19 protein-coding genes are annotated in these 22963 nt (G+C 69.0%); 5 read left to right on the top strand and 14 right to left on the bottom strand.

Annotated features, from left to right (window positions below; genetic code table 11):
• Positions 1 to 7: 7 nt before the first annotated feature.
• From GPA22_RS16510 to GPA22_RS16495, 4 genes are all read left to right on the top strand, one after another.
• On the top strand, positions 8 to 469 hold the full coding sequence (locus GPA22_RS16510) for a DUF411 domain-containing protein (protein ID WP_169257153.1): 462 nt from the start codon (positions 8 to 10) through the stop codon (positions 467 to 469).
• Between the two features lie 33 nt (positions 470 to 502).
• On the top strand, positions 503 to 838 hold the full coding sequence (locus GPA22_RS16505) for a hypothetical protein (protein WP_169257152.1): 336 nt from the start codon (positions 503 to 505) through the stop codon (positions 836 to 838).
• Between the two features lie 102 nt (positions 839 to 940).
• Positions 941 to 1648 (top strand): AzlC family ABC transporter permease, encoded by a 708-nt coding sequence (locus GPA22_RS16500; protein WP_169257151.1) that lies wholly within the window; start codon positions 941 to 943, stop codon positions 1646 to 1648.
• Positions 1642 to 1968 carry an AzlD domain-containing protein gene (locus tag GPA22_RS16495; protein WP_169257150.1) on the top strand — a complete coding sequence of 109 codons (327 nt, stop codon included), beginning with the start codon at positions 1642 to 1644 and terminating at the stop codon, positions 1966 to 1968. Before GPA22_RS16500 ends, GPA22_RS16495 begins: the two co-directional genes overlap by 7 nt.
• Before the next feature lie 209 nt (positions 1969 to 2177).
• On the opposite strand, the gene GPA22_RS16490 is transcribed toward GPA22_RS16495, so the two are convergent.
• The 4 genes from GPA22_RS16490 to GPA22_RS16475 all read right to left on the bottom strand — a co-directional run bounded on the left by GPA22_RS16490 (position 2178) and on the right by GPA22_RS16475 (position 7876).
• On the bottom strand, positions 2178 to 2642 hold the full coding sequence (locus tag GPA22_RS16490; protein WP_169257149.1) for a rhodanese-like domain-containing protein: 465 nt from the start codon (positions 2640 to 2642) through the stop codon (positions 2178 to 2180).
• A gap of 103 nt (positions 2643 to 2745) precedes the next feature.
• Complete coding sequence (locus GPA22_RS16485; RefSeq protein WP_169257148.1) at positions 2746 to 3387, bottom strand: PepSY-associated TM helix domain-containing protein; 642 nt, start codon at positions 3385 to 3387, stop codon at positions 2746 to 2748.
• A 90-nt stretch (positions 3388 to 3477) separates the two neighbouring features.
• Positions 3478 to 5595: a TonB-dependent receptor gene (locus GPA22_RS16480; RefSeq protein ID WP_169257147.1), complete on the bottom strand. Its 2118-nt coding sequence runs from the start codon at positions 5593 to 5595 to the stop codon at positions 3478 to 3480.
• Between the two features lie 154 nt (positions 5596 to 5749).
• Positions 5750 to 7876, bottom strand: coding sequence for a TonB-dependent receptor (locus tag GPA22_RS16475; protein WP_169257146.1), 2127 nt, complete (start codon positions 7874 to 7876; stop codon positions 5750 to 5752).
• Positions 7877 to 8199: 323 nt separating this feature from the next.
• Here GPA22_RS16475 and GPA22_RS16470 point away from each other — a divergent pair, with 323 nt between their 5' ends.
• Positions 8200 to 10308 (top strand): TonB-dependent receptor, encoded by a 2109-nt coding sequence (locus GPA22_RS16470; RefSeq protein WP_169257145.1) that lies wholly within the window; start codon positions 8200 to 8202, stop codon positions 10306 to 10308.
• A gap of 49 nt (positions 10309 to 10357) precedes the next feature.
• Here the strand turns inward: GPA22_RS16470 and GPA22_RS16465 are convergent, their stop codons facing one another.
• The 10 genes from GPA22_RS16465 to GPA22_RS16420 form a co-directional block, all read right to left on the bottom strand.
• On the bottom strand, positions 10358 to 12565 hold the full coding sequence (locus tag GPA22_RS16465; RefSeq protein WP_169257144.1) for a xanthine dehydrogenase family protein molybdopterin-binding subunit: 2208 nt from the start codon (positions 12563 to 12565) through the stop codon (positions 10358 to 10360).
• Positions 12562 to 13035 (bottom strand): (2Fe-2S)-binding protein, encoded by a 474-nt coding sequence (locus GPA22_RS16460; RefSeq protein WP_169257143.1) that lies wholly within the window; start codon positions 13033 to 13035, stop codon positions 12562 to 12564. Before GPA22_RS16460 ends, GPA22_RS16465 begins: the two co-directional genes overlap by 4 nt.
• Before the next feature lie 97 nt (positions 13036 to 13132).
• Positions 13133 to 14521, bottom strand: coding sequence for a 4Fe-4S binding protein (locus tag GPA22_RS16455; protein WP_169257142.1), 1389 nt, complete (start codon positions 14519 to 14521; stop codon positions 13133 to 13135).
• Positions 14518 to 15336 (bottom strand): FTR1 family iron permease, encoded by an 819-nt coding sequence (locus GPA22_RS16450; protein ID WP_169257141.1) that lies wholly within the window; start codon positions 15334 to 15336, stop codon positions 14518 to 14520. Before GPA22_RS16450 ends, GPA22_RS16455 begins: the two co-directional genes overlap by 4 nt.
• Before the next feature lie 21 nt (positions 15337 to 15357).
• Positions 15358 to 15714, bottom strand: coding sequence for a cupredoxin domain-containing protein (locus tag GPA22_RS16445; RefSeq protein ID WP_169257140.1), 357 nt, complete (start codon positions 15712 to 15714; stop codon positions 15358 to 15360).
• A 78-nt stretch (positions 15715 to 15792) separates the two neighbouring features.
• Positions 15793 to 17313: a carbohydrate porin gene (locus GPA22_RS16440; RefSeq protein WP_169257139.1), complete on the bottom strand. Its 1521-nt coding sequence runs from the start codon at positions 17311 to 17313 to the stop codon at positions 15793 to 15795.
• Positions 17313 to 17858 (bottom strand): iron transporter, encoded by a 546-nt coding sequence (locus GPA22_RS16435; protein WP_169257138.1) that lies wholly within the window; start codon positions 17856 to 17858, stop codon positions 17313 to 17315. The genes GPA22_RS16440 and GPA22_RS16435 overlap by 1 nt, the downstream gene beginning before the upstream one ends.
• Before the next feature lie 198 nt (positions 17859 to 18056).
• Entirely contained in the window at positions 18057 to 19484 is a 1428-nt protein-coding gene (locus tag GPA22_RS16430; RefSeq protein WP_169257137.1) for an efflux transporter outer membrane subunit, read from the bottom strand.
• An 8-nt stretch (positions 19485 to 19492) separates the two neighbouring features.
• Positions 19493 to 21481, bottom strand: coding sequence for a MacB family efflux pump subunit (locus tag GPA22_RS16425; protein WP_246264456.1), 1989 nt, complete (start codon positions 21479 to 21481; stop codon positions 19493 to 19495).
• Positions 21478 to 22782, bottom strand: coding sequence for an efflux RND transporter periplasmic adaptor subunit (locus tag GPA22_RS16420; RefSeq protein ID WP_169257136.1), 1305 nt, complete (start codon positions 22780 to 22782; stop codon positions 21478 to 21480). Before GPA22_RS16420 ends, GPA22_RS16425 begins: the two co-directional genes overlap by 4 nt.
• Positions 22783 to 22963: the final 181 nt, after the last annotated feature.

Raw genomic sequence — 22963 nt, 5'->3', positions numbered from 1 at the left:
GAAAAACATGAAGTCGCACATCCCGTCCCGTCGTCCCCTCGCCATGATCGCCACGCTGGCGTTCGCTGCCGCCTTTGCCGCGCCCGTCCTGGCCGCAGGCGAGGAGGTCATCATGCACAAGGATCCCAACTGCGGCTGCTGCGGCAAGTGGGCCGAGCACATGCGTGCGGCGGGCTTCTCCGTGAAGGAGATCAAGAACCCCAACATGAGCGAGGTGAAGCGCGCGGCGGGTGTGCCCCAGGCGCTGGGTTCCTGCCATACTGCCAAGGTCGGCGGTTACGTCATCGAGGGCCACGTGCCGGCCGCCGACGTGAAGCGCCTGCTGGCGGAGAAACCCAAGGTCGCCGGCATCTCGGCGCCGGGCATGCCGCAGGGATCGCCCGGAATGGAAGGCCCGTTCCCCGCCGATCGCTACGACGTCGTGAGCTTCACCGCGGACGGCAGGACGAAGGTCTTCGCCAGTCATTGAGCACCCGTGACGCGGGTGCCCCGGAGAGCCGACATGTGCAGGAAACTTGCTGCCGCGCTGAGTGCGGCCGTGTTGCTGACGATGAGCGCGGGCGTGTCCGCGCAGCAGCCGGGAACGGTCACCGGCGACCGCGCCGGCGACATGACGGCAGACCTCCTGCTCGTGCGTCCGCTGAGCCTGGTCGGCACCGTGATCGGGGCCGCGGTGTTCGTCGTCGCGCTGCCCTTCACGCTGCCGACGGGCTCGGCCGGCGATGCGGCGCACGAGCTGGTCGGCAAGCCCTTCGAGTACACGTTCAACCGCCCGCTCGGCGACTTCCAGCGTTGCGGCGCCGACCGCCATCCGTGCGGCGACCGGCTCGATCCCTGAGGCGGGCCACCGGATGAGGCGCCGAGGGGAGTCCCGCATGCCGGCACGGTGATCGTGCTGGTATGCTAGGACGCTTTTTCCGCTTCAGGTCAAAGCGTCCCCATGAATGAATCCTTCAAGCGCGGCGCCCGCGAGGGTGTCCGCCTGATGCTGCCGATGTCGGTCGGTCTCCTGCCGTGGGCGATCGTCACAGGGGTGGCGATGCGCTCGACGGGCCTGTCGGCGGTCGAGTCGCTGGGCATGAACCTGATCGTCTATGCGGGCACGGCGCAGCTCGGCACGCTGCCGCTGATCGCCGCCGGCGCGCCGCTGTGGCTGATCTTCCTCACCGCACTGGTGCTCAACCTGCGCTTCGTGATCTTCAGCGCGGCGCTGGCACCGGCCTTCCACGGTGCGTCGTGGTCGAAGCGCGTGCTGTCGGGCTATCTGCTCGTCGACGGCCTGTTCGTGTTGTGCGCGGACAGGCTGCTGCGCAGCGACGATCCGCATTGGCGCTGGGGCTTCTACGTCGCGCCGGCGCTGCTGTGCTGGAGCATGTGGCAGGTCGGCGGGCTTGCCGGCGTGCTCGGGGCGGGGGTGTTCCCGAAGGACTGGTCGCTGGAGTTCATGACGACGATCGCGCTGATGGTGATGCTGATGCCGATGGTGCAGCAACGCGCGATGCTCGTCGCCGCGCTCGCGGGCGGCCTGGGGGCCGTCCTGCTGCGCGGGTTGCCGCTGCGGCTCGGCGTCATCGCCGGGATCGCCGTGGGCATCGCGGCCGGCTTCGTGGCCGAACGCTGGACCGAGAAGCGGAGGCGGGCATGGTAGAAGGCATCTGGCTGTGGCTGACGCTGTTCGCGATCGGCTCGACGACGATCCTCACGCGCGGCAGCTTCGTGATCAGCGGCGAAGGCGCGCGCCTGCCGTCGGCGCTGCAGCGGGCGCTGCGCTATGCGCCGGCCGCTGCGCTGTCCGCGCTGATCATGCCGGACCTGCTCCTCGATGCGGGCGCGTTTGATGCGGCGAATCCCAAGCTCGTCGCCGGGATCGTCGTCGCGCTCGCGGCCATGCGCTCGCGCAATCCCTGGCTGCCCTTCATCGCGGGCATGGGCGTGCTGCTCCTGCTGCGCAAGGGGCTGGGCTGGTAGGGCTCAGGTCAGCAAGCCGAGGGAGCTGCGGCGGACGAAGAGCAGATGGACCCAGTGCGGGCGGGGGCGGACGATCACGGCGTAGTCGGGCTGGTCGGGTGTGCGACGGGGGCCCCGATTCTCGCAGGTTTCGCGTCCGGATTGGGTGAAATTTGCTGCAGTGCAACGTGTACGCAAAGAGGCCGCAGGCCGCGGCCTCGGGCGCGTGCTCAGCACGCCTTGCAGGGTTCGGCCGGCAGGCCGCGCTTGATCCAGCCCGGGCCGGCACTGCTGCCGCTCATGCCTTCGCTGACGCTGTACACGTTCGTGAAGCCCTGTGCGGCGAGCAGGCGTTGTGCCTGCGCACTGCGGTTGCCGCTGTGGCAGATGAGGGCGATCGGAGTGTCGCGCTTGCCGCCGACCTTCGCGAGCACGTCCTTGACGAAGCCCTCGGGACCCCCCGGGTGATAGAAGTTGACGCGCCCGGCGCCCGGCGCGACGCCGGTCTCGCGCCACTCCTCGGGGGTGCGCACGTCGATCAGCGTGAGCTGGCCGGCCCTGGCTTTCGCCTGTGCGTCGGTCGGGCCGATTTCGGGGGCTGCCTGCTGGGCAAAGGCGTGAGAAAGCGGCAGCAGCATGACTGCCGCGGCGGCGGCGAGAACGCGGCGGCGCGAAGCGGAAACGGCGAGGGACATGATGAACTCCGGGAACACGGCAGGCGCACGCGGACGTCGCTGAGACTGTCCGCGCATCGCGGAGTTCGTCATATTAGCATGTGCTTGTGTTGCGACGGCGGCCTCAGCCCGCGACCCACGCCAGCCCGGTCGCGACGGCCAGGCCGCCGCTCGCCAACAGCGCGAGCCGGCGCGGCGAGCCGTGCAGCCGGCCCCACAGCCAGAAGCCGGACAGGCCCAGGAAGGCGAGGCCGAGCGCGGCGGCGTCCGACAGCAGCACCCAGGCGGGGCCGGTGCCGATCGACATGTGCAGGCGCGCAAGGTACAGCCAGAGGTTGGGTTTCGTGCGCTTCACTTCGGCCTGGCGGCCGCCGACCCAGTATTCCACCTGGACCGATTCGGACGGCGTGTCGGCGCGAAAGGTCCAGCGCTCCGGCTGGCGCAGTTCGCCATTGCCCCAGCTCACCGCGCGCGCGCCGTCGACCTTGGGCTTGAGCGCGGACGGCTCGATCCCCAGCGCCGGCGCGAGCGCCGCGGCCAGCGCCGCGGGATCGGCAGGTGCCGCCTCGACGGGCAGCAACTGCGTGACCTCCTTGCGGTCGAGTGCGGGAATCTTCAGGACCGCGCGGTGGTTGAGCAGGAAGCCGGTCGTCGCGAACAGCAGCAGCATCGTCGCGAGCGCGAGGCCGAACCAGGCGTGGATGCGCCGCAGCCACTTCTGCGAGTTGCCGCGATGGCTGGACGGGCGGGGATGGAGGTGGACCATGTCGGGCTCGGAAGCTGAAGTTTGCAGAAAGGCGGAATGTACGCGGCATGCCCGCCGCGAGCATCGGCTCGCGGCGGTCGCGTCCTTACATCAGAAGTCCACCTGGTAACCCACCGTCACCGTACGACCGCGGCCTTTGAAGTAGCGTTCGTCGCGCGTCGCCTCATTGGCCGCGAGCGTCTGCGAGTAGTAGGTGACGTAGTCCTTGTTGAAGAGGTTCTCGACCCCCGCGGTAAGGCGGCCCACGGGCAGGCGGTAGGTCATGGACGCATCGACTAAGCTGTAGCCGCTGAAGTCGAGCCGTCTGTCATCGAAACGGCGGTCGAAGAAGTAGCTTCCCTGGACGTGGCTGTCGATTTTGTCGCTCCATCGGGCGGACCAGCGCAGCGTCAGGCGGTCCGGGGAGATGTTGGCGCCGTCGAGATCGGTGTCGACCTTGCCGTCGCCGTCAGTATCGGACCGCCCGTTCACTTGCGCGTAGGATGCCTGTAGCCGGTGATCGGCATTGATCTTCCAGCCCGCGCTGGCTTCGATGCCGTTGATCTCGGTCTTCTCGCGCCGGACCTGGTACACACCGCCTACGCTGACGAGACGGGAGCCGAGGTCGGAATCCGATTCGAAGTAGGACAACTCGAAGTCGAACGGGCCGCGCTTGAGCCGGAAACCGGCCTCGCGGTTGTCGGTGACGATAGGCTGCAGGTCGAGGAAGTTGTTGACGCTCTGGCCTGCCGTGCTGATCGCGCGCAGTACGCGCCCTACATCCGGCATGCCGAAGCCTTCCGAATAGTTCGCGAAAACCTGTGCCCAGTCGGTTGCCTCGAACACGAAGCCGGCGTTGTAGAGAGTCTCCTCGAACGTCGGATTGCCGCCCTGAACCGTGACCCCGCCCGCCCGGTTGGTGGACCAGACTGTCTGGAAGGTGTCGACGTCGAGCTCGGCGAATTCGCGGCGCACTCCGCCTTGCAGCTTCAGGCGCTGGAAAGGCCGCAATTCGGCCTGGACGAAGGGGGCGAAGTTGCGGAAGCGGGTTTCCGGTACCCAGTCGCGGTCGGTGTCGACCAGCCGCTGCCGGGTCTTGTCCTGCAGCACGTCGAAGCCGCCCGTGAGCATCAGCCGGTTGTCGAGCAGGCCGTCGCGCTTGACGGTGAACTTGGCGCCGAGCTTTTCGGATTCGTTCTGCGACTGGTCGAAGAGCGTGCCGCGCGGCGCGATGCGCGGGTCCTGGAAGGCCGTTTCGGTTCCGCCGCCGAACAGGGCGCGGAAGCGCTGACTGTAGAGCTGGACACCGATCTCGTTGCCGGCGAGCTTGGCATGCGTGTACGACAGGCTGGAGGTCAGCGCCTCGTTCTTCGGCGCGTCGCCGCCGACGGTGCCCCTGCGCGAGGTCGCGGGAATCCCCTCGCTGGCGTCGCCGGGCACATTTACGTAATCGTTGTTGCCTTTCAGCTCGAAGCGATTGATCGATAGCGTCAGGTTCTGGTTGTCGTCGAACCAGTAGCCGAGCTTGAACAGGGCGTCGTAGCTCTTCGAGTCCATCGTGTCGCCCTGGGTGTTGTCCACGCCGATCGCCTTGCCGTCGGCGTCGTAGTACAGCCCGCGCGTCTGGTAGCTCAGGCCGGCGAGAAAGTCCCAGTTGCCGCGGCTCCCCTCGACGCGGTAGTCGAGCTTGTAGCCCAGGCCGTCGTAGTCGTTCTCGGTCGGAGCGGTGACACTGACGCCGGCATGCTGACGGAGGTCTCCGCCGCGCGGCCGGCGGGTGACGAAGTTGATGATGCCCCCGGTCGCTCCCAGGCCCTGTTCGGCGCTTGCGCCATGGATGATCTCGATGCGCTCGACCATGGAGAGGTCGACCGTGTAGCCCTCGCGCTTGCCGTCACGCAAGGGGTTGGACTGCGGCACGCCGTCGATCATGTAAAGCGCATTGCGGCCACGGAAGGTCTCGCCGGCGTTCGAGAGCTTCTGCCGGCTCGGCGAGTACGACGGGATGAGGTTGCCCAGTACTTGGGAAGGTTCCGAGTTGATGGCGAGCTGATGCTCGATCTCCTCACGCGTGATGACGGTGATCTTCTGCGGCGTTTCGCCGGCAACGCCGCCGGAGCGGGTGGCGGTGACGGTAACGGCTTCGAGCTGCGTTTCCTCGGCATGGACGGCGGCGCAGGCGAAAAGCAGGGCAGCGGGGATCAGGCGGGCGAGGGGCTTCAGGCGCATGGCGGGCTTGGTCCGGATGAAGGCGAATCGAAGAGCGGGTGGTACAGGGAAAACCGCGGCGGGGTTTCGACGGGCTCAGCCCGAACGGGTGCGGCAGTCCGTCGCGGGCGGGATGGGGCCCCGTCCGTCGGCAGACGGCCGGGGCGGAGGCGGATCAGAAGCGGAAGCTCGCGGTCGCCTGCAGCGTGCGCGGTGCGCCCGGCTGGTTCAGGCCGTTGGCGCTGCCGTGCGCGCTCGCCCAGTACTCGCGGTCGAACACGTTCTTGAGGTTGAACGTGAGGTCGTAGGCCTTGCTGCGGTACAGCAGCGCCGCGTCGAACACGACGAAGCCGGGCAGGCGCACGAGGTTGTCGGGCGAGGCGAACTGGTGGATTTGCGCATGCGCACCGCCGCCGACGCTCCAGCCCTGGCCGAGCTCGCGCGTCACCCACAGCGAGCCGCTGTGGCGCGGGGTCAGGGCCGCCTCCTTGCCTTCGAACGAGACAGTGATGCGTTGCGTGCCGAAGTTCGCGCCGCCCGTCGCCGTCGACTTGACGGTCTCGCTGTCGAGGTAGGCGTAGCCGGCGGAGATCTGCCAACCCGCGGCGGGACGGCCGACGAGCGACAGCTCCAGGCCGTCGGTGCGCTGCTCGCCGGCGTTGATGGTCTGGCGCGTCACCGGGTCGGTGATCTTCATGTCGGTGCGCACGAGGCGGAAGATCGAGGCGCCGGCCGACAGCGCGCCGCCGAGGAAGTCCCACTTCGCGCCGATCTCGTGGTTGGTCGTGATCTCGGGATCGGCGTCGACGTTGCTGGCGGAGAGCTGGAACTGCTCACCGGAGGGCTGGAAGGAGCGCGACACCGAGGCGTAGTAGGACTGCATCGCGTCCGGCTGCCACACGAGGCCCGCGCGCGGGCTCCATTCGCGGTCGGTGCGTTCGAAGTCCGGCTTGCCCGGCTCGGTGGTTTTCTGCCGGTAGTCGTCGTAGCGGACGCCGATCAGCGCTTTCCAGTGTTCACCCAGCGCGATCTGGTCCTGCATGTAGAGGGACGTGTTCTCGAGCGTGGTGCGGTTGTCGATGGTGAGCGAGTTCGGCGCCGTCGTCCTGAAGGGGGGGACTGCGCCGCCGGGGTTGAGGAGCGGCACGCGGTCGATGCCCACCCAGTTGGTGATGTCGAGGCCCTTGTCCTGGCTGCCGACTTCGACGCCGTAGAGCAGCGTGTGCTTCATGCCGGCAAGGGTCGCCAGCTGCGTGAGCTCGAGCTGGTTGAACCAGCCGTCCTCGTCGCGCACGACGTGGCCGTGCGTGCGTTGCATGAAGGGCTGGCCGTTGCGCTGCGTGTAGGCGGTGCCGGTGCGGTACAGCGTGTTGTTGCGGTCGAGCTTGAAGTCGTAGTACCGCAGCACGTTGCGCAGCGACCAGTCGGCGTTGAGGCGATGCGACAGGGTCGCCGTCGCGGTGTTCATCGTGGCCGAGTTCATGTCGTCGCGTTCGGCCTCGCCCGAGCCGTAGTAGGTCTCGTGGTCGACGTTGAGCGGGCGGCCGTTGTTGTCGGGGATGCCGAAGTCGGTCGGGCGGCGGTCGCGGTTGTGCGCGAGCTGCAGCAGCAGGCTGGTGTCCTGCCCGAGCTTCAGGTCGACGGACGGCGCGAAGGCTTCGCGCTTGAGGAAGGATTCGTCGCGGAAGCCGGTCGAGTCCTCGAAGGCGCCGGTCACGCGGAAGCTGTGGCCGCCCGTGCCGAGCGCACCCGCGGCGTCGAAGCTGATGCGCTTCTCGCCTTCGGTGTCGAACTGCACGGTGACTTCGCGGATCGCCTGCGTCGTCGGCAGCTTGCTGACGCGGTTGATGATGCCGCCCGACGAGCCGCGGCCGTACAGCACGGCGGCGGGGCCCTTCAGGACCTCGATGCGCTCGGTGTTCGACAGGTCGCGGAAGTACAGCGCGTCGTCGCGCACGCCGTCGAGGAAGTTGTCGCCGATGGCGGTGAAACCGCGGATCACGAACTGGTCGCGCTGGCCGTCACCCATGTTGAGCGTGACGCCGGGGACGTTCTGCAGCGCCTCGGCGAGCGAGCGCACGCCCTGGTCGGCGATCAGCTCGGGGCCGACGACGTTGACGGTCTGCGGGATGTCGCGCAGCGGCGCGGTGCCCTTGGTCGCCGAGGATGAGACGAGCGGGTTGTAGGGCGCAGCGGCGGCGCCCCCGGTCGCGGTGACGGTGACGGCGGGCAGGGTGGCCTGGGCGGTGGCGAGGGCGGGCAGCGCAGCGGCGATCGCCACGGCGAGGGTGGTGGGGCGCATCGGAACTCCAGTCGGGGACGTTGTTGGCTGGCGATCCGGCGCGCCTGCGGCGGAATGGCTGGCTGGTTTGTGACAGATTGTATTGCAGCGTGCAAATGCGAATCAATCGCAAATAAGAATCGTTGTATTTGCGCGACAAAACCGCGTGCCAATGTACGGCGATACATTGTGTTGCGAATGCTTATCATTTACGATTCGCATCGTCTCAAGCATGACGATTGCGGACCCGGCGCACGCCAGGTCCGCACCGTACGAAAATTCATTCAGGGCAAGCCAGGCGACATCTCTACCCAGCCAGCCAAGATCCATACAGGAGTAGAAAGATGTCGTTCCGTCCCCGGCTGAAGCCGGTCGTGTTTGCCATGCTCGCCGCAAGCGCCTGCGGCAATGTCGCTCTCGCCGCCGATGCGGTGCTGTCGCCCGTGCTCGTGCAGGGCGAGGTCGAACGTGCCGACGGCCCCGTGCAGGGCTACCGCGCCACGCGTTCGGCGACCTTTACGAAGACCGACACGCCGCTGAAGGAGGTGCCGGCGTCGATCACCGTGGTGCCCGAAAACGTGATCGAGGACCAGGCGATGCGCAGCATCTCCGACGTGCTGCGCTACGTGCCGGGTACGACCGCGGCGCAGGGCGAGGGCAACCGCGACCAGATGGTGATCCGCGGCAACAACACGACCGCCGATTTCTTCGTGAACGGCATCCGCGACGACGCGCAGATCTTCCGCGATCTCTACAACGTCGAGCGCGTCGAGGTGCTCAAGGGCCCCGGCGGCATGGTCTTCGGCCGCGGCGGCGCGGGCGGCATCCTCAACCGCGTGACCAAGCGCCCGGTGCTCGGGCATGTCGGCGAGGCGAGCGTCACGCTGGGCAGCTTCGACCAGCTGCGCGGTACCGTCGACGTCGGCAACAAGCTGAGCGATGCGGCGGCGTGGCGCCTGAACGCGATGGCCGAGCGCGCCGACAGCTTCCGTGACGGCGTGGAGGCGACCCGCTATGCCTTCAATCCGACCATCACCTACATGCCGGGCAGCAACACCGCGCTGACGCTGTCGTACGAGCGCCTGTACGACGAGCGTACCGCCGACCGCGGCATCCCCTCGCAGGGCTCCCGCCCGTTCGACACGAAGCGCAGCTCCTTCTTCGGCAACGCCGACCAGAGCAAGTCGCGCGCGATGGCCGATACCCTCGCCGCGGTGCTGGAACATGACTTCGGCGGCGTGCAGCTGAAGAACAGCTTCAGCGTGGCGCAGTACGACAAGTTCTACCAGAACGTCTTTGCCGGCGGTGCCGTGGTTGGCGGCAAGCTGGACATTTCGGCCTACAACAACGCCAACCTGCGCACCAACGTCTTCAACCAGACCGACCTGACGACGAAGTTCGCGATCGGCGGCCTCATGCACACGCTGCTCGCCGGCATCGAACTGGGCCACCAGGACAGCGACAACGAGCGTAAGACCGGTTTCTTCGGCAACGCCGAGAAACTGAAGGTATCGGCGGCCAACCCCTTCGCTCGCGCCACCAGTTTCCGCTTCAAGAGCTCGGATGCGAACAACACCGTGAAGTCGGACACCGTCGCGGCCTACCTGCAGGACCAGATCGCGCTCAGCGAGCAGTGGAAGGTACTCGCGGGATTGCGCTGGGACCGTTTCAAGGTCGAACTCGATGACAAGCGCAGCGTGCCCGGCCGGCAGGATCTGTCGCGCACCGACAACGAGGTCAGCCCGCGCTTCGGCCTGATCTGGACGCCGACGCCGGCCCAGACCTATTACGCGAGCTACAGCTCCGCCTTCCTGCCGTCGGGCGAGCAGCTGAGCCTGGCCGCGAACACCGAAGACCTGAAGCCCGAGACGGCGATCAACCACGAGATCGGCGCGCGCTGGGACCTGAATCCCGAGCTCACGCTGTCGGCCGCGGTGTTCCGCCTGACGCGCGAGGACATGAAGACCAGCGACCCGGCGAACCCCGCGAGCGGCCGCCTCGTGCAGACCGGCGAGCAGCGCACCGAGGGCGTCGAGATCGGCCTGCAGGGCAAGGTCACGCCGTGGTGGCAGGTGTTCGCCGGCTACGCGAACCTGGATTCCGAGATCACCCGCACGACGTCGAGCGCACCGAAGGGCCGCAAGGTCGGTCTCGTGCCGGAGCAGATGGTGTCGCTGTGGAACCGCTTCGACCTCGGCCACGGCTGGGGCGCCGGCCTCGGCGTGATCCACCAGGGTTCGAGCTTCACGTCGTTCAGCAACACGGTCGAGCTGCCGGCCTTCACGCGCGTGGATGGGGCGCTGTACTACAGCTTCCCGGGCGGCAAGACGCGCGTCGCGCTCAACGTCGAGAACCTCACCGACAAGGAGTACTTCCCGACCGCGCACAGCGACAACAACATCAGCCCGGGCGCGCCGCTCAACGCGAGGCTGACGCTGACGCACGCGTTCTGAGCGCGTGATGCAAGGGGGGCGTCCCGCGGGGCGCCCGCCCCTTGCCGTATCAGCCCTTCAGCTGCTCCCCGATCGGCAGCGTACGGATGCGCTTGCCGGTCGCGGCGAAGAGCGCGTTCACCAGCGCCGGCGCGATCGGCGGCACGCCGGGTTCGCCCACCCCGGTCGGCTTTTCGGCCGACGGCACGATATGCACCTCGACCCTGGGCATCTGGTCGATGCGCAGCACCGTGTAGTCGTGGAAGTTCGACTGTTCGACGACGCCGTCCTTGAGCGTGATCGCACCGCTGAGCGCGGCACCGAGCCCGAAGCCGATGCCGCCTTCCATCTGGGCGCGGATCACGTCCGGATTCACGGCGATGCCGCAGTCGACGGCGCACACGACGCGATCGACCTTGAAGCTGCCGTCCGGCGCGACCGTGACTTCGACGACCTGCGCGACGTAGGTGTTGAAGGATTCGTGCACTGCGACACCGCGCGCGCGCTTGCCCGATTTCGCCGCGGCCAGCGGCTTGCTCCAGCCGGCCTTGTCCGCGGCGAGCTTGAGCACGCCCGCGTGGCGCGGATGGGCGGCGAGGAGGTCGAGCCGGTAGGCCACCGGGTCGGCGCCCGCGGCCGTGGCCAGTTCGTCGAGGAAGACCTCGGCCGCGAAGGCGGTGTGCGTCGAACCGACCGAACGCCACCACTGCACCGGCACCTTCACGTCCTTGTTGGTCGTGTGCAGTTCGACCTGCAGGTTGGGAATCGCGTAGGGCAGGTTCGCGGCGCCCTCGACGGACGATCCGTCGATGCCGTCCTTGACCGCAACGCCCTCGAACGGCGTGCCCGCGAGGATCGACTGGCCGACGATGCGCTGCGACCACGCGAGCGGCTTGCCCTGCGCGTCGAGCGCGGCGCGCAGGCGATGCACGTACACCGGCCGGTAGTAGCCGGCGCGCATGTCGTCCTCGCGCGACCACACGAGCTTCACCGGGGCTTCGCCGCCGACGGCCTTCACGATCTGTGCGGTCTCCAGCAGGTAGTCGGAATTGGGGTTCGCGCGCCGGCCGAAGCTGCCGCCGGCGAACAGCATGTGGAGCTTCACCTGCTCCGGCTTCAGGTCGAAGAAGGCGGCCAGCGCGGCCTGGTCGCCGGTATGGAACTGTTCGCCGTTCCACACTTCGCAACCCTGCGCATCGACGCGCATCACGCAGTTGAGCGGCTCCATCGCGGCATGCGCGAGATACGGGAAGTCGAACTCGGCCTCCAGCACCCGGGCGCTGCCGCCCAGGGCCTTGTCGGCGTTGCCGTCACGGCGCGCAACGAGTCCCGGCGTCGCGGCGAGCTTGCGGTAGTCGGCGAGGATCTGGTCGGAGCTGCCGCGATAGGCGGCGCTGTCGTCCCAGTCGATCTTCATCGCGTCGCGGCCTTTCTTCGCGGTCCAGTAGTCGTGCGCCAGCACCGCGACGCCGCGCGGGATGCGCACGATGCGCACCACGCCGGGCACCGCGCGTGCGGCCTGTTCATCGACGGTGCGCACGGTCGCGCCGAAGCGCGGCGGGTGCGCGACGACGGCGACGAGCATGCCGGGGAGCTTCACGTCCTGCGTGAACTGCGCGCGGCCGGTGGTCTTGGCGACGCTGTCCTTGCGCGGCACGTGGCGCCCGATCAGCACGAAGTCCTTCGGGTCCTTCAGGCGGACTTCCTGCGGCACGGGCTGCGTCGCCGCGGCCTCGGCCAACTCGCCGAAGCTCGCCTTGCGGCCGCTCTTCGCGTGGCTGACGACGCCCGCCTTGACGCGGATCTCGCCGGCGGGGACCTTCCAGCGCGCGGCTGCGGCCTGCATCAGCATCGCGCGTGCGCTCGCGCCCGCCTGGCGCAGCTGATCGAAGGAGTTGGCGATCGCGGTGCTGCCGCCCGTGCCCTGCGACGGCCCCCACAGCAGGTTGTTGTAGCGCTTGGCGTCGGCGGGGGCGCCTTCGACGACCACTTGCGCCCAGTCGGCGTCGAGCTCCTCCGCGACCAAGGTCGCGAGGCCGGTGTAGGTGCCCTGGCCCATCTCCAGGTGCTTCGCGATCACCGTCACCCGGTTGTCGGTGCCGATGCGCACGAAGGCGTTCGGGGCGAAGGCCGGCGCGGCGTCGGCTGCGGTGCCCCTGGAACCTGCAGCAGCGGCGGCGATGGCCGAATCGACGCCCGGCAGCATCAGCCCGAGGGTGAGGCCGGCGCTCGCCTTGAGGAAGTCGCGGCGCGAGACGTTCTCGATGCGGGTGTTCATGCTGCGCTCCTTCCCGCGAGGGCCCTCGCGGCTTCGTGGATCGCAGCGCGGATGCGCACGTAGGTCGCACAGCGGCACACATTGCCCGCCATCGCGGCGTCGATGTCGGCATCGCTCGGCCGCGGCGTCTTCGCCAGCAGCGCGGTCGCGGCCATGATCTGGCCGGACTGGCAGTAGCCGCACTGCACGACGTCGAGCTTCTGCCACGCCGCCTGCACGGCCGCGCCGACGCGATTCTTGCCGATCTGTTCGATGGTCGTGACGTGCTTGCCGGCGACCGCCGACACCGGCGTCGAGCAGGACCGCACCGCGACGCCGTCGACATGCACCGTGCACGCGCCGCACAGCCCCATGCCGCAGCCGAACTTGGTACCCGTGAGCTCCAGCCCGTCGCGCAGCACCCACAGCAGCGGGGTGTCGTCGGGCATTGCGGTATCGACCTTCTGACCGTTGAGGGTGAAGCGGGTCATCTGCAATCTCCTGTTGGAGAGGCCCCGGTCTCGTGCCGGGTACCCTGTCCATCAGGGTAGATGATTTGTGCAGCGAGATCGACCTGCGCGTAAGGCCCTACCAGACGTAAAACATCAGCACCCACGGCACGACTGCCGCAGCAGCTGCGGTGGCGAAGGCGAGAAACGCCGCCAGCCGGCGTGCGATAGTCGCCGGCGTGCGGCGGAGGTGCAGGGACGCGAGGACGAGACTCGCGAGCGCCGCGGTAGCGAGCAGGGTGGCACGCGCCTCGGGCAGCATCGTGAGGATCATGCCCTCGGCGCTGAGCAACGTCACGGTGAGGCCGGAGAGCCCGAGGAACACGCCGGCGCCGCCGAGCGGGATCAGCGCGTAGGCAAGGCGCAGGCGTTGCGCCGCGTCGCCCAGCAGGCCCGCCGCGACGCGCAGCCACAGCGTGATCCAGCCGCCGAGCAGCAGCGCAGTCACGCCGATGTAGGCGAGGATCATCAGGCCGTCGAGCCACGTGAACACGTCGTTCGCTTCCGGGTAATGCGTCAGCAGCCACCACGGGATGTCGTCGCCGAGCAGCGCGAAGGCGTCGCGCTCGACCAGCCATTCCGCGGCAGCGAGTTTCGCGCGCACGAACCACGGAGAGGCCGACCACTGGAAGGCGCCGATCGCGGTGCCGATGATGCCGAACACCAGCAGGCGCACTTCCCAGCGGTCCGCATCCTGCGCATCGAGCCTGGCGACCTCGCTGCCGGGCACGCGCGCGGCGAGATTCACCGCGTCGCGATGGCCGGCGCAACGTCCGCACATGTGGCAGTCGGCGGCGCTTTCCATGCGGCGGATGTCGACCAGCGGCGCGCAGTTGATCGGGATCACCTTCTTCGCGCCGTACGACTCCCACGCCTCGCGGTCGGTGCGGAAATGCACCGGCGCGAGCCGCGCGAGCAGGCCGAAGACGCCATTCACGGGGCACAGGTGGCGGCACCACACGCGCTTGTTGCGGCCGTAGACCAGGCCCACCGCAATCGCCGCGACGGTCGAACCGCCGAGCACCAGCAGCGCCGCCTTGGGGTACTCGTACACGCTCACGAGCTGGCCGTAGATGGTCGTGCCGAGGAAGGCGACGAAGGGCCAGCCGCCCCACTTGATCCAGCGCGGCACCGGGCGCCCGAGGCCGAAGCGCGACACCTGCTCGGAGACGAAGCCTTCCGGGCACATCACGCCGCACCACACGCGCCCCATCAGCATCATCGACACCAGCACGAAGGGCCACCAGATGCCCCAGAAGGCGAACTGCGCGAACAGCGTCAGGTTGTCCCACAGGTGCGCGCCGGATTCCGGCAGCGGCAGGAACGCGGGCGTGACGACGAGGAACAGGTAGGCGGCAAGGATCACCCACTGCGCGCCGAGGATCCAGCCGCGGTGGCGGCGCATCAGCTCCCCGACGCGCGCAAGGCGCGGGGAGGCCGGCATTGCGGTCGAGGTGCAGGTGTTCATGCCGCCGACCTCCGCTGCAGGCGTCCGAGTAGCGCGACCACGCCCCAGTAGCCCAGCCACGCGATCAGCACCATCAGCGAGGGCTGGGCGCGATAGCCGGCGAAGGCCGCGGCGATGCCGCCCGCGGTGCTGCCGTCGTCGAGCAGCGCGGAGCTGTCCCACACCGGCTCCATCAGCGGTGGTAGCCATTCCATGTCGATCAGGCGCTCGACGCCGGACACCAGCAGCGCTACGGCGAGCAGCAGGAGCACGACTTCGCTCGCGCGGAAGAACAGGCGGCTGGGCAGCCAGCGTGCGCCGGACAGGATCACCCACGCGGTCGCGAGCGCCAGCACGAAGCCGATGCCCGCCCCGGCGAAGAGGCGCGCGAGCGTGTCGCCCGACTGCTCCATCGCCAGTCCGTACAGGAAGAGCACGGTTTCCGCGCCTTCGCGGCCCACCGCGATCGCCGCGAGCATCGCGACCGAGGCGCCGCCGGCGGACTCCGCCGCGTGCGAGAGGCCGGATTCGAGCTCGCGCTTCATGTGGCGGCCGTGGGCGCGCATCCACAGCACCATGTGCGTGATGAGGCCTGCCGCGACGAACACGATCGCCGTCTGGAACACCTCTAGTGCGCCGGCCGCGAGCCAGCCATGCACGCCCAGCATCGCCAGCGCGAGAAAGCCCGCCAGCGCGAGCCCGCCGGCGACGCCCGCCCACAGGTGATGGACGCCGATCCGCGTGTCGTCGCGCGTGCGGATCCACGCGAGCAGGATGCTGATGATCAGGATCGCCTCGACGCTCTCGCGCCACACGATGAAGAGTGCGTTGCCCATGGTGCGTGTCTCCGGAATGCCTTACTTCGCGACGAAGCGGCCCTTCGCCGTCTCGGGATGGAACTCGCCGAAGAAGGGGTAGGTGCCCGGTTTCAGTGGCGGAAAGATCGTGCTGCGCGTGACGCCCGGTCCGACGACCAGTTCCTTGAACGGGGAGGAAGTCTCGAATTCCTCCGGGCCGGCGTTGCGGTTCGTCAGCTGCAGGCGGAAGCGGGTGTTGGCGGGGACTTCGATCGTCTCGGGCGTGAAGCGGCCGTTTTCGGCGACGACCTCGAAGGTGGGCATCTCGGCGCGGGCGACGGCGGGTGTGGCAAGGGCGCCGAAGGCAAATGCCGCCGCAAGGACGGTGGCGGGAATCATCGGGCTGGCAGGAATCATGGCTGGCGGAATCTCACCGAAAAAACGCAAAAGCCCCGCCCGGCGGGGAGCCGGGCAGGGCGGCAGGCGCGCTGGCGCTCAGAACGCATACAGGGCGCGCACCCCGAAGGCGGTCATGTTCTTCGCGTCGCGGTTCGCCGCGGCGCGGCGCACGTACTGCAGGTCGGGCGTCAAGGACAGCTGGTCGTTCAGGTGCCAGCGGTAGTACAGCTCCGCGACTTGTTCCGCGCCACGCGGGGTGTAGCCGAAGACGGCGGCGCCTTCGTCATCCACCAGGCCCGCAGCCTCGCGGCGGAAGTCGCTACTCGAGCGCAGCCAGGCCCACGCGAGGCCGACGCTGTCCGCGCCGCGGTCCCACGCATCGCCGGTCAGCTCGCCGCCGATCGTGAACGCGCGGTCGAACGCCGCCTTGCCCGAGCTCGACTGGCCGTAGCGCGCGAACAGCGTCACATCCTCATGCACGCGCTGGTCGACGCTCGCGCCCCAGCCGGTGGTGGCGTGTTCCCCGCGCGCGGGGTCGAAGCCCTCGAACTGCGGATTGCGCCATGCATACAGGCGATAGGTGCCGTCGAAGCCGTAGTTCTTGCGGCCGTATTCGAGCTGGCCGATCACGAAGGGCTTGTCGAAGCTGCGGCCGAAGGTCGCGCCATTGCCGGCGCCGAAAGCGGCGAGCGAGATCTGCCACCAGTCGGGCTTGTTCATCTCGTTGCGGTAGGCGACGCGCACGCCGGGGGTGAAGCCGAACTCATCGACGCCGACCGCGCCGCCCGAGTCGAGCAGCGGGTTATGCACGAAGACGTTGTTGAGGAACTTCTCCGCCTCGTTGTCGGCGATCGCGTTCTGATCGAAGAACACGAAGGGGTCCATCTTGCCGACCGTGAATTGCAGGCTGTGCGGCGAATTCGCGCTGTCGCCGAGCGGCGTCGTGAGCTGGTACCAAGCCTGTGCGACGATCGCGAAGGTCTTGCTTGCATCCGCGTCGCCCTGGAAGGCGAGGCTGTTGAAGGCGCCGGTGAAGGTCGGCTGCAACTGCGTGAAACTGTCGCGCTCGCCCTGGCCCACGCGTAGTTGCGTGAAGAACTCGCCCGTGCCGCGGCCGATGTCGCCGGCCGGCACCGTGATGCCGAGATCGCCACGCCACGACAGCTGCGACTCGGCCTTGCCGTCGGTGCGCGCGCCACCGTTGATGCGCTGGGCCACCGCGGCGACGCTGCCTTCGACCTGGATCCCCTCGAGCGCGCCCGCCAGCTTGGTGGGCGCCCCCATGTTGTTCGTGCGCTCCTCGATGGACTTGAGGCGGATGGCGATTTCGGGGTCGCGTTCGCTGATGCGGTCGCTCTCGAGGCTCGCGGCCAGTTCCTGGTTCGCCTGCTCCAGCGCCTGGACGCGCTGCGCCAATCCGGGTGCCGGTGCGGCGGTGCCCGCCGCGAGCCTGGCTTCGAGCTCGGTGTTGCGCTTCTCGAGCTTCTCGACGCGCTCGGCGAGCCGCTTCAGTTCGGCGAGCAGCTTGTCCTGCGCCGTCGGCGCGGCCTGGCTCGCGCACGACAGGCCCGCCACGGCGACGGCGATCGCCGTGCGGGCAATGCGTGCGGCGCGCATCAGTAGCCGCCCTTCTTGCCGATGCCGGCGTAGGTGAATTCGTTCTCGACCTCGAAGGGCTTGAACCACGGGCGCACGCCGGTGGCGCGGTCGGTGTGGCGGCCGAAGTGGCTGCCGTGGCTCGCGCCCGGCGGCAGGATCGTGTACTTCACCTTGTACTTGCCCGGGCCGGCGAGCTTGACGTTGTCGCCGTAGTGCGGGCCGTCGTTCGCCACCATCGGCATGAAGTCGCCGCTGAGCTTCCAGTCGCTGCCGACCTTGGTGATCTCGAACTTCACGGTCAGGTAGGGGATCCAGCTGCCTTCCTCGAAGCCGTTCGGGTTGTTCGCCAGCGCGCGGATGTCGGCCTCGATGTGGATGTCGGTCTCGGACGCCTTCTTCATCATGCCTTCCGGCTCCATCTCGATCGGCTGCAGGTAGACCGCGGCGATTTCCATGCCGTTGCGTTGCTGCGGGTTGCCGATCGGATATTCGAGGGCGTTCGCGGCGAACGACAGGGAGGCGAGGGCGGCGATTGACAGCGCGCGGAGCGTGAAGCGGGACATGAATTTCCTTCCTTGTTTGCTTGTTGTTTGCGAAGGGGCGGACCTTCGGCCGTCCCGGTCTGATTTGCGAGTACGAATAATAAGGATAATGCGAATCACTCGCAAGTAGACGTCGGCATATGGCGACACCCTCTGCCCAGGGGGTGGGCTGCAGACCGTGGAATGCGTGGTGTACAGCGCTTCAGCGCCGTGCGGCCGTCAGCCGGGTGCGGAAGGTGACGTCGCCGCGGCGGGGTTCGTCCACCCGCCGCCGAGCGCCTTGTACAGCGTCACCGCGTCGTTGAGCCGCGCGAGCCGCTGCTGGGCGAGCTGGTCCTGCGCCTGGAACAGCGTGCGCTGGGCGTCGAGGACCGTGAGCAATTCGTCGGCGCCCTCGCGGTAGCGCAGTTCTGCCAGGCGCAGGCTGCGTGCGGCCTCGCGGCTGATCTCCTGCTGGCTGTCCTCGAGGCGGCGGTCGCGGTCGGCGTTGCCCAGCGCGTCCTCGACTTCCTTCAACGCCACGTGCACGGCCGAACGGTAGTTCTCGACCAGCGCGCGCCGGCGCGAGCGTGCGGCTTCGACGTCGTCGCGCAGGCGCCCGCCGTCGAACAGCGTGTGCGCGAGGTTGGCGCCGAGGCCCAGGGTGCTGACCGGGTTGGCGAGCGACAGCAGCGCCGTGCTGGCGAGTCCCGCCGAGCCCGACAGCTGGATGCGTGGCAGCAGCGCCGCGCGGGTTGCTGCGACATCGGCGTCGGCTGCGGCGAGCTGGGCCTCGGCACCGGCGAGGTCGGGGCGGCGCACGAGGAGTTCCGCCGGCAGGCCGGGGGCGACCGCGGGCACCGCCAAGGTCGCGAAGGGTTCGACGTCGAGGCGGAAGTCCTGTGGCGTCCGCCCGACGAGGAGCGCCAGCGCGCTGTGCGTCTGGCGTTCGAGCGTCTCGAGCGGCAGCAGGGCGGCGCGTTGCGCCAGCACCGTGCTGCGCTGGCGGCTGACATCTAGTGCGGAGGCGGCACCGTTGCGGTAGCGCGTCTCGACGATGGCGAACACGCGTTCCGCGATCGCGAGGTTGTCGCGCGCGATGACGAGCCGCTCGCGCGCGGCGAGGAGCTGGAAATAGGTCGTGGCAACGCTGGAAACGAGCGTCAGGCGTGCCGCATCGTGGTCGTGGCGGCTGGCGGTGAAGCTCGCCTCGGCGCCGCGCACGCCCGCCGCGAGCCGGCCCCACAGGTCGACCTCGTAGCTGATCGACAGGCTCGCGCCGGAAGATTCGCTATCGAACGCGCGCGCGCCGTTGCCCGGGTCGGTGCGCCGCCACGCCGTGTCGCCGCCGACATTGGCCGCGGGCAGCAGCGAGGTGCCGGCCACGTGCAGCGCGATCTCCGCCTGGCGGACGCGCTCGACGGCGGCGCGGAAGTCCGGGTTGTCCGCGACCGCCGCGGTGATCAGGGCGTCCAGCCGGTCCGAGGCGAAGCCGCGCCACCACTGCGGGTCGGGCGGGATGGCGCCGTTCGCGGCAGGTTCGATCCAGCCGTCGGGCACGGCGATGTCCGCCCGCGTCACCGGTTCGGTGACCGCGCACGCGGACAGGGCAAGCAGGAGACTGGCGGCGAAGAGCGGCGTGAGCCGGCGCGGAAGGGTGGGCTTCATCGATGGGATCACTCCGACGCAAGCGCGACGACCGGGTCGAGCCGGGCGGCCTTGCGCGCGGGCAGGTAGCCGAATATGAGGCCGGTGGCGAAGGCGCAGCCGAACGCGAGCAGCACCGGGAACAGCGAATACACGACGGGCTTGTCGAAGGCTTCGATGACCGCCGCCGCGCCAAGGCCGACGGCGACCCCGATCAGCCCGCCCAGCGCGGAGACGACCAGCGCCTCGATCAGGAACTGCTGCAGGATGTTCTTCATGCGCGCGCCGGTCGCCATGCGGATGCCGATCTCGCGCGTGCGCTCGGTGACCGACACGAGCATGATGTTCATCACGCCGATACCGCCCACCAGCAGCGAGATCGCCGCGACGGTGCCGAGCAGCACGGTCAGCGTGTTCTGCGTTTCCGACGCGCTCTCGATGATCTGCGCCATGTTGCGGATCTGGAAGTCTTCGATACCCGAGTGGCGCGCCTGCAGCAGCGTGCGCACGGCTTCCTGCGTGTCGTCGATCTGCGCGACGTCCTCGACGGCGACGATCGCGCTGCGCAGGTGGCGCTGGCCGGTGAGGCGCAGGCTGCCGGTGGTGAACGGCACGAAGATCACGTCGTCCTGGTCCGAACCCCAGGGCGTCGCACCCATCGGCCCCATCACGCCGACGACCTGGAATACGAGGTTGTTCACGAGTACGTACTTGCCGACCGGATCCTCGTCGCCGAACAGGGCCTTCGCGACGGTCTGGCCGATCGCGGTGACCGTCGCGTAGCGGCGCTCGTCGTCCGCGCTGAAGAAGGTGCCGTGCGCGACCGGCCAGTCGCGCGCGATCGTGTAGTCTGCGCCGGTGGCGGTCGCCGAGGAGCGATAGTCGGAGGTGCCGTAGCGCACCGTCACGCCGGTGCTCTGCTCGGGCACGGCCGCGAGCACGTTCGGCAACTCGCCGATCGCCCTGACGTCGTCCGGCACCAGCGTCGCGGTCGTCTCGCGGCCGCGCTGGTTCGGTGCGCCGGGCCGCACGGTGAGCAGGTTCGTGCCCATCGAGCTGATGCGGTCGATCACGTCCTGCTTGGCGCCGTCGCCGATCGCCAGCATCGCGATCACCGCGGCGACGCCGATGACGATGCCGAGCAACGTCAGCGCGGCGCGGAAGAGGTTGGCGCGCAGCGCCCGCAGGGCCGTGCGCGTCGCTTCGACGAGGTCCGAGAGGTGCGAGGTGCGGTCGATGTGCGGCGCGAAGTCCGGCTCGGGGCCGGTCGGCGGGCGCGGGCCGGGGTCGGAGACGATGTCGCCGTCGCGGATCTCGATGATGCGCTGTGCCTGCTCGGCGACCTCGCGCTCGTGCGTGATCAGGATGATCGTATGCCCGGCCGCCGAGAGCCCGCGCAGGAGCTGCATCACCTCGGCGCCGCTCTTGCTGTCGAGCGCGCCGGTCGGTTCGTCGGCGAGGATCACGCGGCCGCCGTTCATCAGCGCGCGCGCGATCGACACGCGCTGCTGCTGGCCGCCGGACAGCTGGCTGGGGCGGTGCCCGGTGCGCTCGGCCAGACCCAGCGAACCGAGGAGCTCGCTCGCGCGCGCATGGCGCTCCGCGGGCGGCATGCCCGAATAGACGGCCGGTACCTCGACGTTCTCGCGTGCGCTCGCGCCGCCGATCAGGTTGTAGCTCTGGAACACGAAGCCGAAGGTTTCGCGCCGCAGCCGCGCGAGCTCGTCGCGGTCGAATCCCGCGACGTCGCGCCCCATGAAGCGGTAGGTGCCGGTGGTGGGGCGGTCGAGGCAGCCGAGGATGTTCATCAGCGTGGACTTGCCCGACCCCGAGCTGCCGACGATGGCGACGAATTCGCCCGGATAGATCGTCAGGTCGATGCCGTGCAGGACCTCGACGGCGAGCTCGCCGGTGCGGAAGGTCTTCGTGATGCCCGACAGCGCGATCAGCGGCTCGCCCGACACCCGCCGCTGCGGCGAATCCTGGTCCAGCCCGGCGATCAGCGGTTCGGCTTTCATATGCGTGGCGTGCGGCGCGCCGTGCCGCTGCCGGAACCCTTGTCGCCCGCAGCCATGCCGGAAACGATGCGCTCGCCTTCCTCGAGACCCGACAGTACCTGGGCCTGGATGCGGCTGCGTACGCCGACCTCGATCTGGCGGTCCTGCAGCGGGCCTTCTGGTGGCGCGACCTTGACCGTGACCGTGCGCGGCGTGCCACCGGGACCCTTCTTCGCTTCGGGCGCCCGGGTGCCATCACCCGCTGCCGCGCCCGCGCCCGTTCCGGCGGGCGGACGTGCGTCGCCGCCCGCGGCCTTCATGCGTTCGGCGCGTGCGCCGCGCCCGGCCGCGAGCGCCGACATCGGCACCAGCAGGGCGTCCCTGGCCGACGCGACGACGAAGAACACCTGTGCCGTCATCTGCGTCATCAGCGCCTGGTTGGGGTTGGCGACGTCGAACAGCGCGTTGTAGAGCACCACGTTGTTCTGCACGACCGGCGTCGGCTCGATCTTGCGCAGCTTGCCTTCCCAGCGCCGGCTGTTGCCGCCCAGGGTCGTGAAGTACGCGTCCATGCCGAGGCGCAGGCGGCTCACGTCCGCTTCCGACACCTGCGTCTGCACGGTCATCGTCGACTGGTCCGCGACGCGCAGGATCACCGGCGCCTGCTGGCTCGCGATCAGGGTCTGGCCCTGGCGCGCGGTGATCGACACCACCGTGCCCGACATTGGCGCGTAGATCCGCGCGTAGTTGAGGTTGGCTTCGTCGGCGCGCAGGTTGGATTCCGTCTGGTCGATCTGCGCCTTGATCGCCTCCACCTGTGCCTGCGCCGACTGCAATGCGGCCTCGGCGTTCTGCAGCGTCTCGCGCGTGGTGGCATCTTCGCTCATCAGGTTGCGCTGGCGCTTCAACTGCGCGTCGGCGAGCGTGCGGCTCGCTTCGCGGTCCATCAGCTGGGCGCGCAGGTTGCGCAGCTGGGCGCGGGTCGCGTCGACGCGGCTCTGCAGCACCACGGGGTCGATCTCGGCGAGGAGATCGCCGGCCTTCACTTCGGAGCCGATCTCGACGTGGATCTTCTTCAGCTGGCCCGACACCTGTGCGCCGACGTCCACGTAGTCGCGCGGCTGCAGCGTGCCCGTTGCGGTGACGACGTCCTCGATGTCGCCGCGCGTCACGGTTGCGAACTGGTAGCGCGCGTGCTCGTCGGGTTTCGCGAAGTACGTCGTCCACGCGAACCAGCCTCCCGCGCCCAGCACGCCGAGAGTGGCCAGGGCGATTACGGCGCGGCGCAGGCGGCGCGGCTTGGACGCGGGGATTGCAGTCATGTCGTGGTTCGGCAAGTTGTCGGAAGGTGGCGCGAGTTTCGCCGCAGGCCGCGCAGGGTGGCAACCGGGGCTGCGCGGGCGGTCGCCCCCGGCGGAGGGAAACACGGCGCAAGGATAGCGAATGTGCGCTTCAGCTTTGTATCGTATTGCAGCGCGGGGGTTCCTGCAGCAAGCGTCGCTG

Source organism: Aromatoleum toluvorans (assembly GCF_012910905.1).
Taxonomy (GTDB): Bacteria; Pseudomonadota; Gammaproteobacteria; order Burkholderiales; family Rhodocyclaceae; genus Aromatoleum; species Aromatoleum toluvorans.
This window is presented reverse-complemented; position numbering and strand designations above follow the sequence as displayed.

What these genes read in the sequence shown, in the direction of transcription:
- GPA22_RS16485 (WP_169257148.1), bottom strand. Translation starts at nt 3,387, where the DNA reads ATGGTCCACCTCCATCCCCGCCCGTCCAGCCATCGCGGCAACTCGCAG.
- GPA22_RS16470 (WP_169257145.1), top strand. Translation starts at nt 8,200, where the DNA reads ATGTCGTTCCGTCCCCGGCTGAAGCCGGTCGTGTTTGCCATGCTCGCC.
- GPA22_RS16495 (WP_169257150.1), top strand. Translation starts at nt 1,642, where the DNA reads ATGGTAGAAGGCATCTGGCTGTGGCTGACGCTGTTCGCGATCGGCTCG.
- GPA22_RS16455 (WP_169257142.1), bottom strand. Translation starts at nt 14,521, where the DNA reads ATGAACACCTGCACCTCGACCGCAATGCCGGCCTCCCCGCGCCTTGCG.
- GPA22_RS16480 (WP_169257147.1), bottom strand. Translation starts at nt 5,595, where the DNA reads ATGCGCCTGAAGCCCCTCGCCCGCCTGATCCCCGCTGCCCTGCTTTTC.
- GPA22_RS16505 (WP_169257152.1), top strand. Translation starts at nt 503, where the DNA reads ATGTGCAGGAAACTTGCTGCCGCGCTGAGTGCGGCCGTGTTGCTGACG.
- GPA22_RS16510 (WP_169257153.1), top strand. Translation starts at nt 8, where the DNA reads ATGAAGTCGCACATCCCGTCCCGTCGTCCCCTCGCCATGATCGCCACG.
- GPA22_RS16460 (WP_169257143.1), bottom strand. Translation starts at nt 13,035, where the DNA reads ATGACCCGCTTCACCCTCAACGGTCAGAAGGTCGATACCGCAATGCCC.
- GPA22_RS16425 (WP_246264456.1), bottom strand. Translation starts at nt 21,481, where the DNA reads ATGAAAGCCGAACCGCTGATCGCCGGGCTGGACCAGGATTCGCCGCAG.
- GPA22_RS16420 (WP_169257136.1), bottom strand. Translation starts at nt 22,782, where the DNA reads ATGACTGCAATCCCCGCGTCCAAGCCGCGCCGCCTGCGCCGCGCCGTA.
- GPA22_RS16465 (WP_169257144.1), bottom strand. Translation starts at nt 12,565, where the DNA reads ATGAACACCCGCATCGAGAACGTCTCGCGCCGCGACTTCCTCAAGGCG.
- GPA22_RS16500 (WP_169257151.1), top strand. Translation starts at nt 941, where the DNA reads ATGAATGAATCCTTCAAGCGCGGCGCCCGCGAGGGTGTCCGCCTGATG.
- GPA22_RS16430 (WP_169257137.1), bottom strand. Translation starts at nt 19,484, where the DNA reads ATGAAGCCCACCCTTCCGCGCCGGCTCACGCCGCTCTTCGCCGCCAGT.
- GPA22_RS16450 (WP_169257141.1), bottom strand. Translation starts at nt 15,336, where the DNA reads ATGGGCAACGCACTCTTCATCGTGTGGCGCGAGAGCGTCGAGGCGATC.
- GPA22_RS16490 (WP_169257149.1), bottom strand. Translation starts at nt 2,642, where the DNA reads ATGTCCCTCGCCGTTTCCGCTTCGCGCCGCCGCGTTCTCGCCGCCGCC.
- GPA22_RS16445 (WP_169257140.1), bottom strand. Translation starts at nt 15,714, where the DNA reads ATGATTCCTGCCAGCCCGATGATTCCCGCCACCGTCCTTGCGGCGGCA.
- GPA22_RS16435 (WP_169257138.1), bottom strand. Translation starts at nt 17,858, where the DNA reads ATGTCCCGCTTCACGCTCCGCGCGCTGTCAATCGCCGCCCTCGCCTCC.
- GPA22_RS16475 (WP_169257146.1), bottom strand. Translation starts at nt 7,876, where the DNA reads ATGCGCCCCACCACCCTCGCCGTGGCGATCGCCGCTGCGCTGCCCGCC.
- GPA22_RS16440 (WP_169257139.1), bottom strand. Translation starts at nt 17,313, where the DNA reads ATGCGCGCCGCACGCATTGCCCGCACGGCGATCGCCGTCGCCGTGGCG.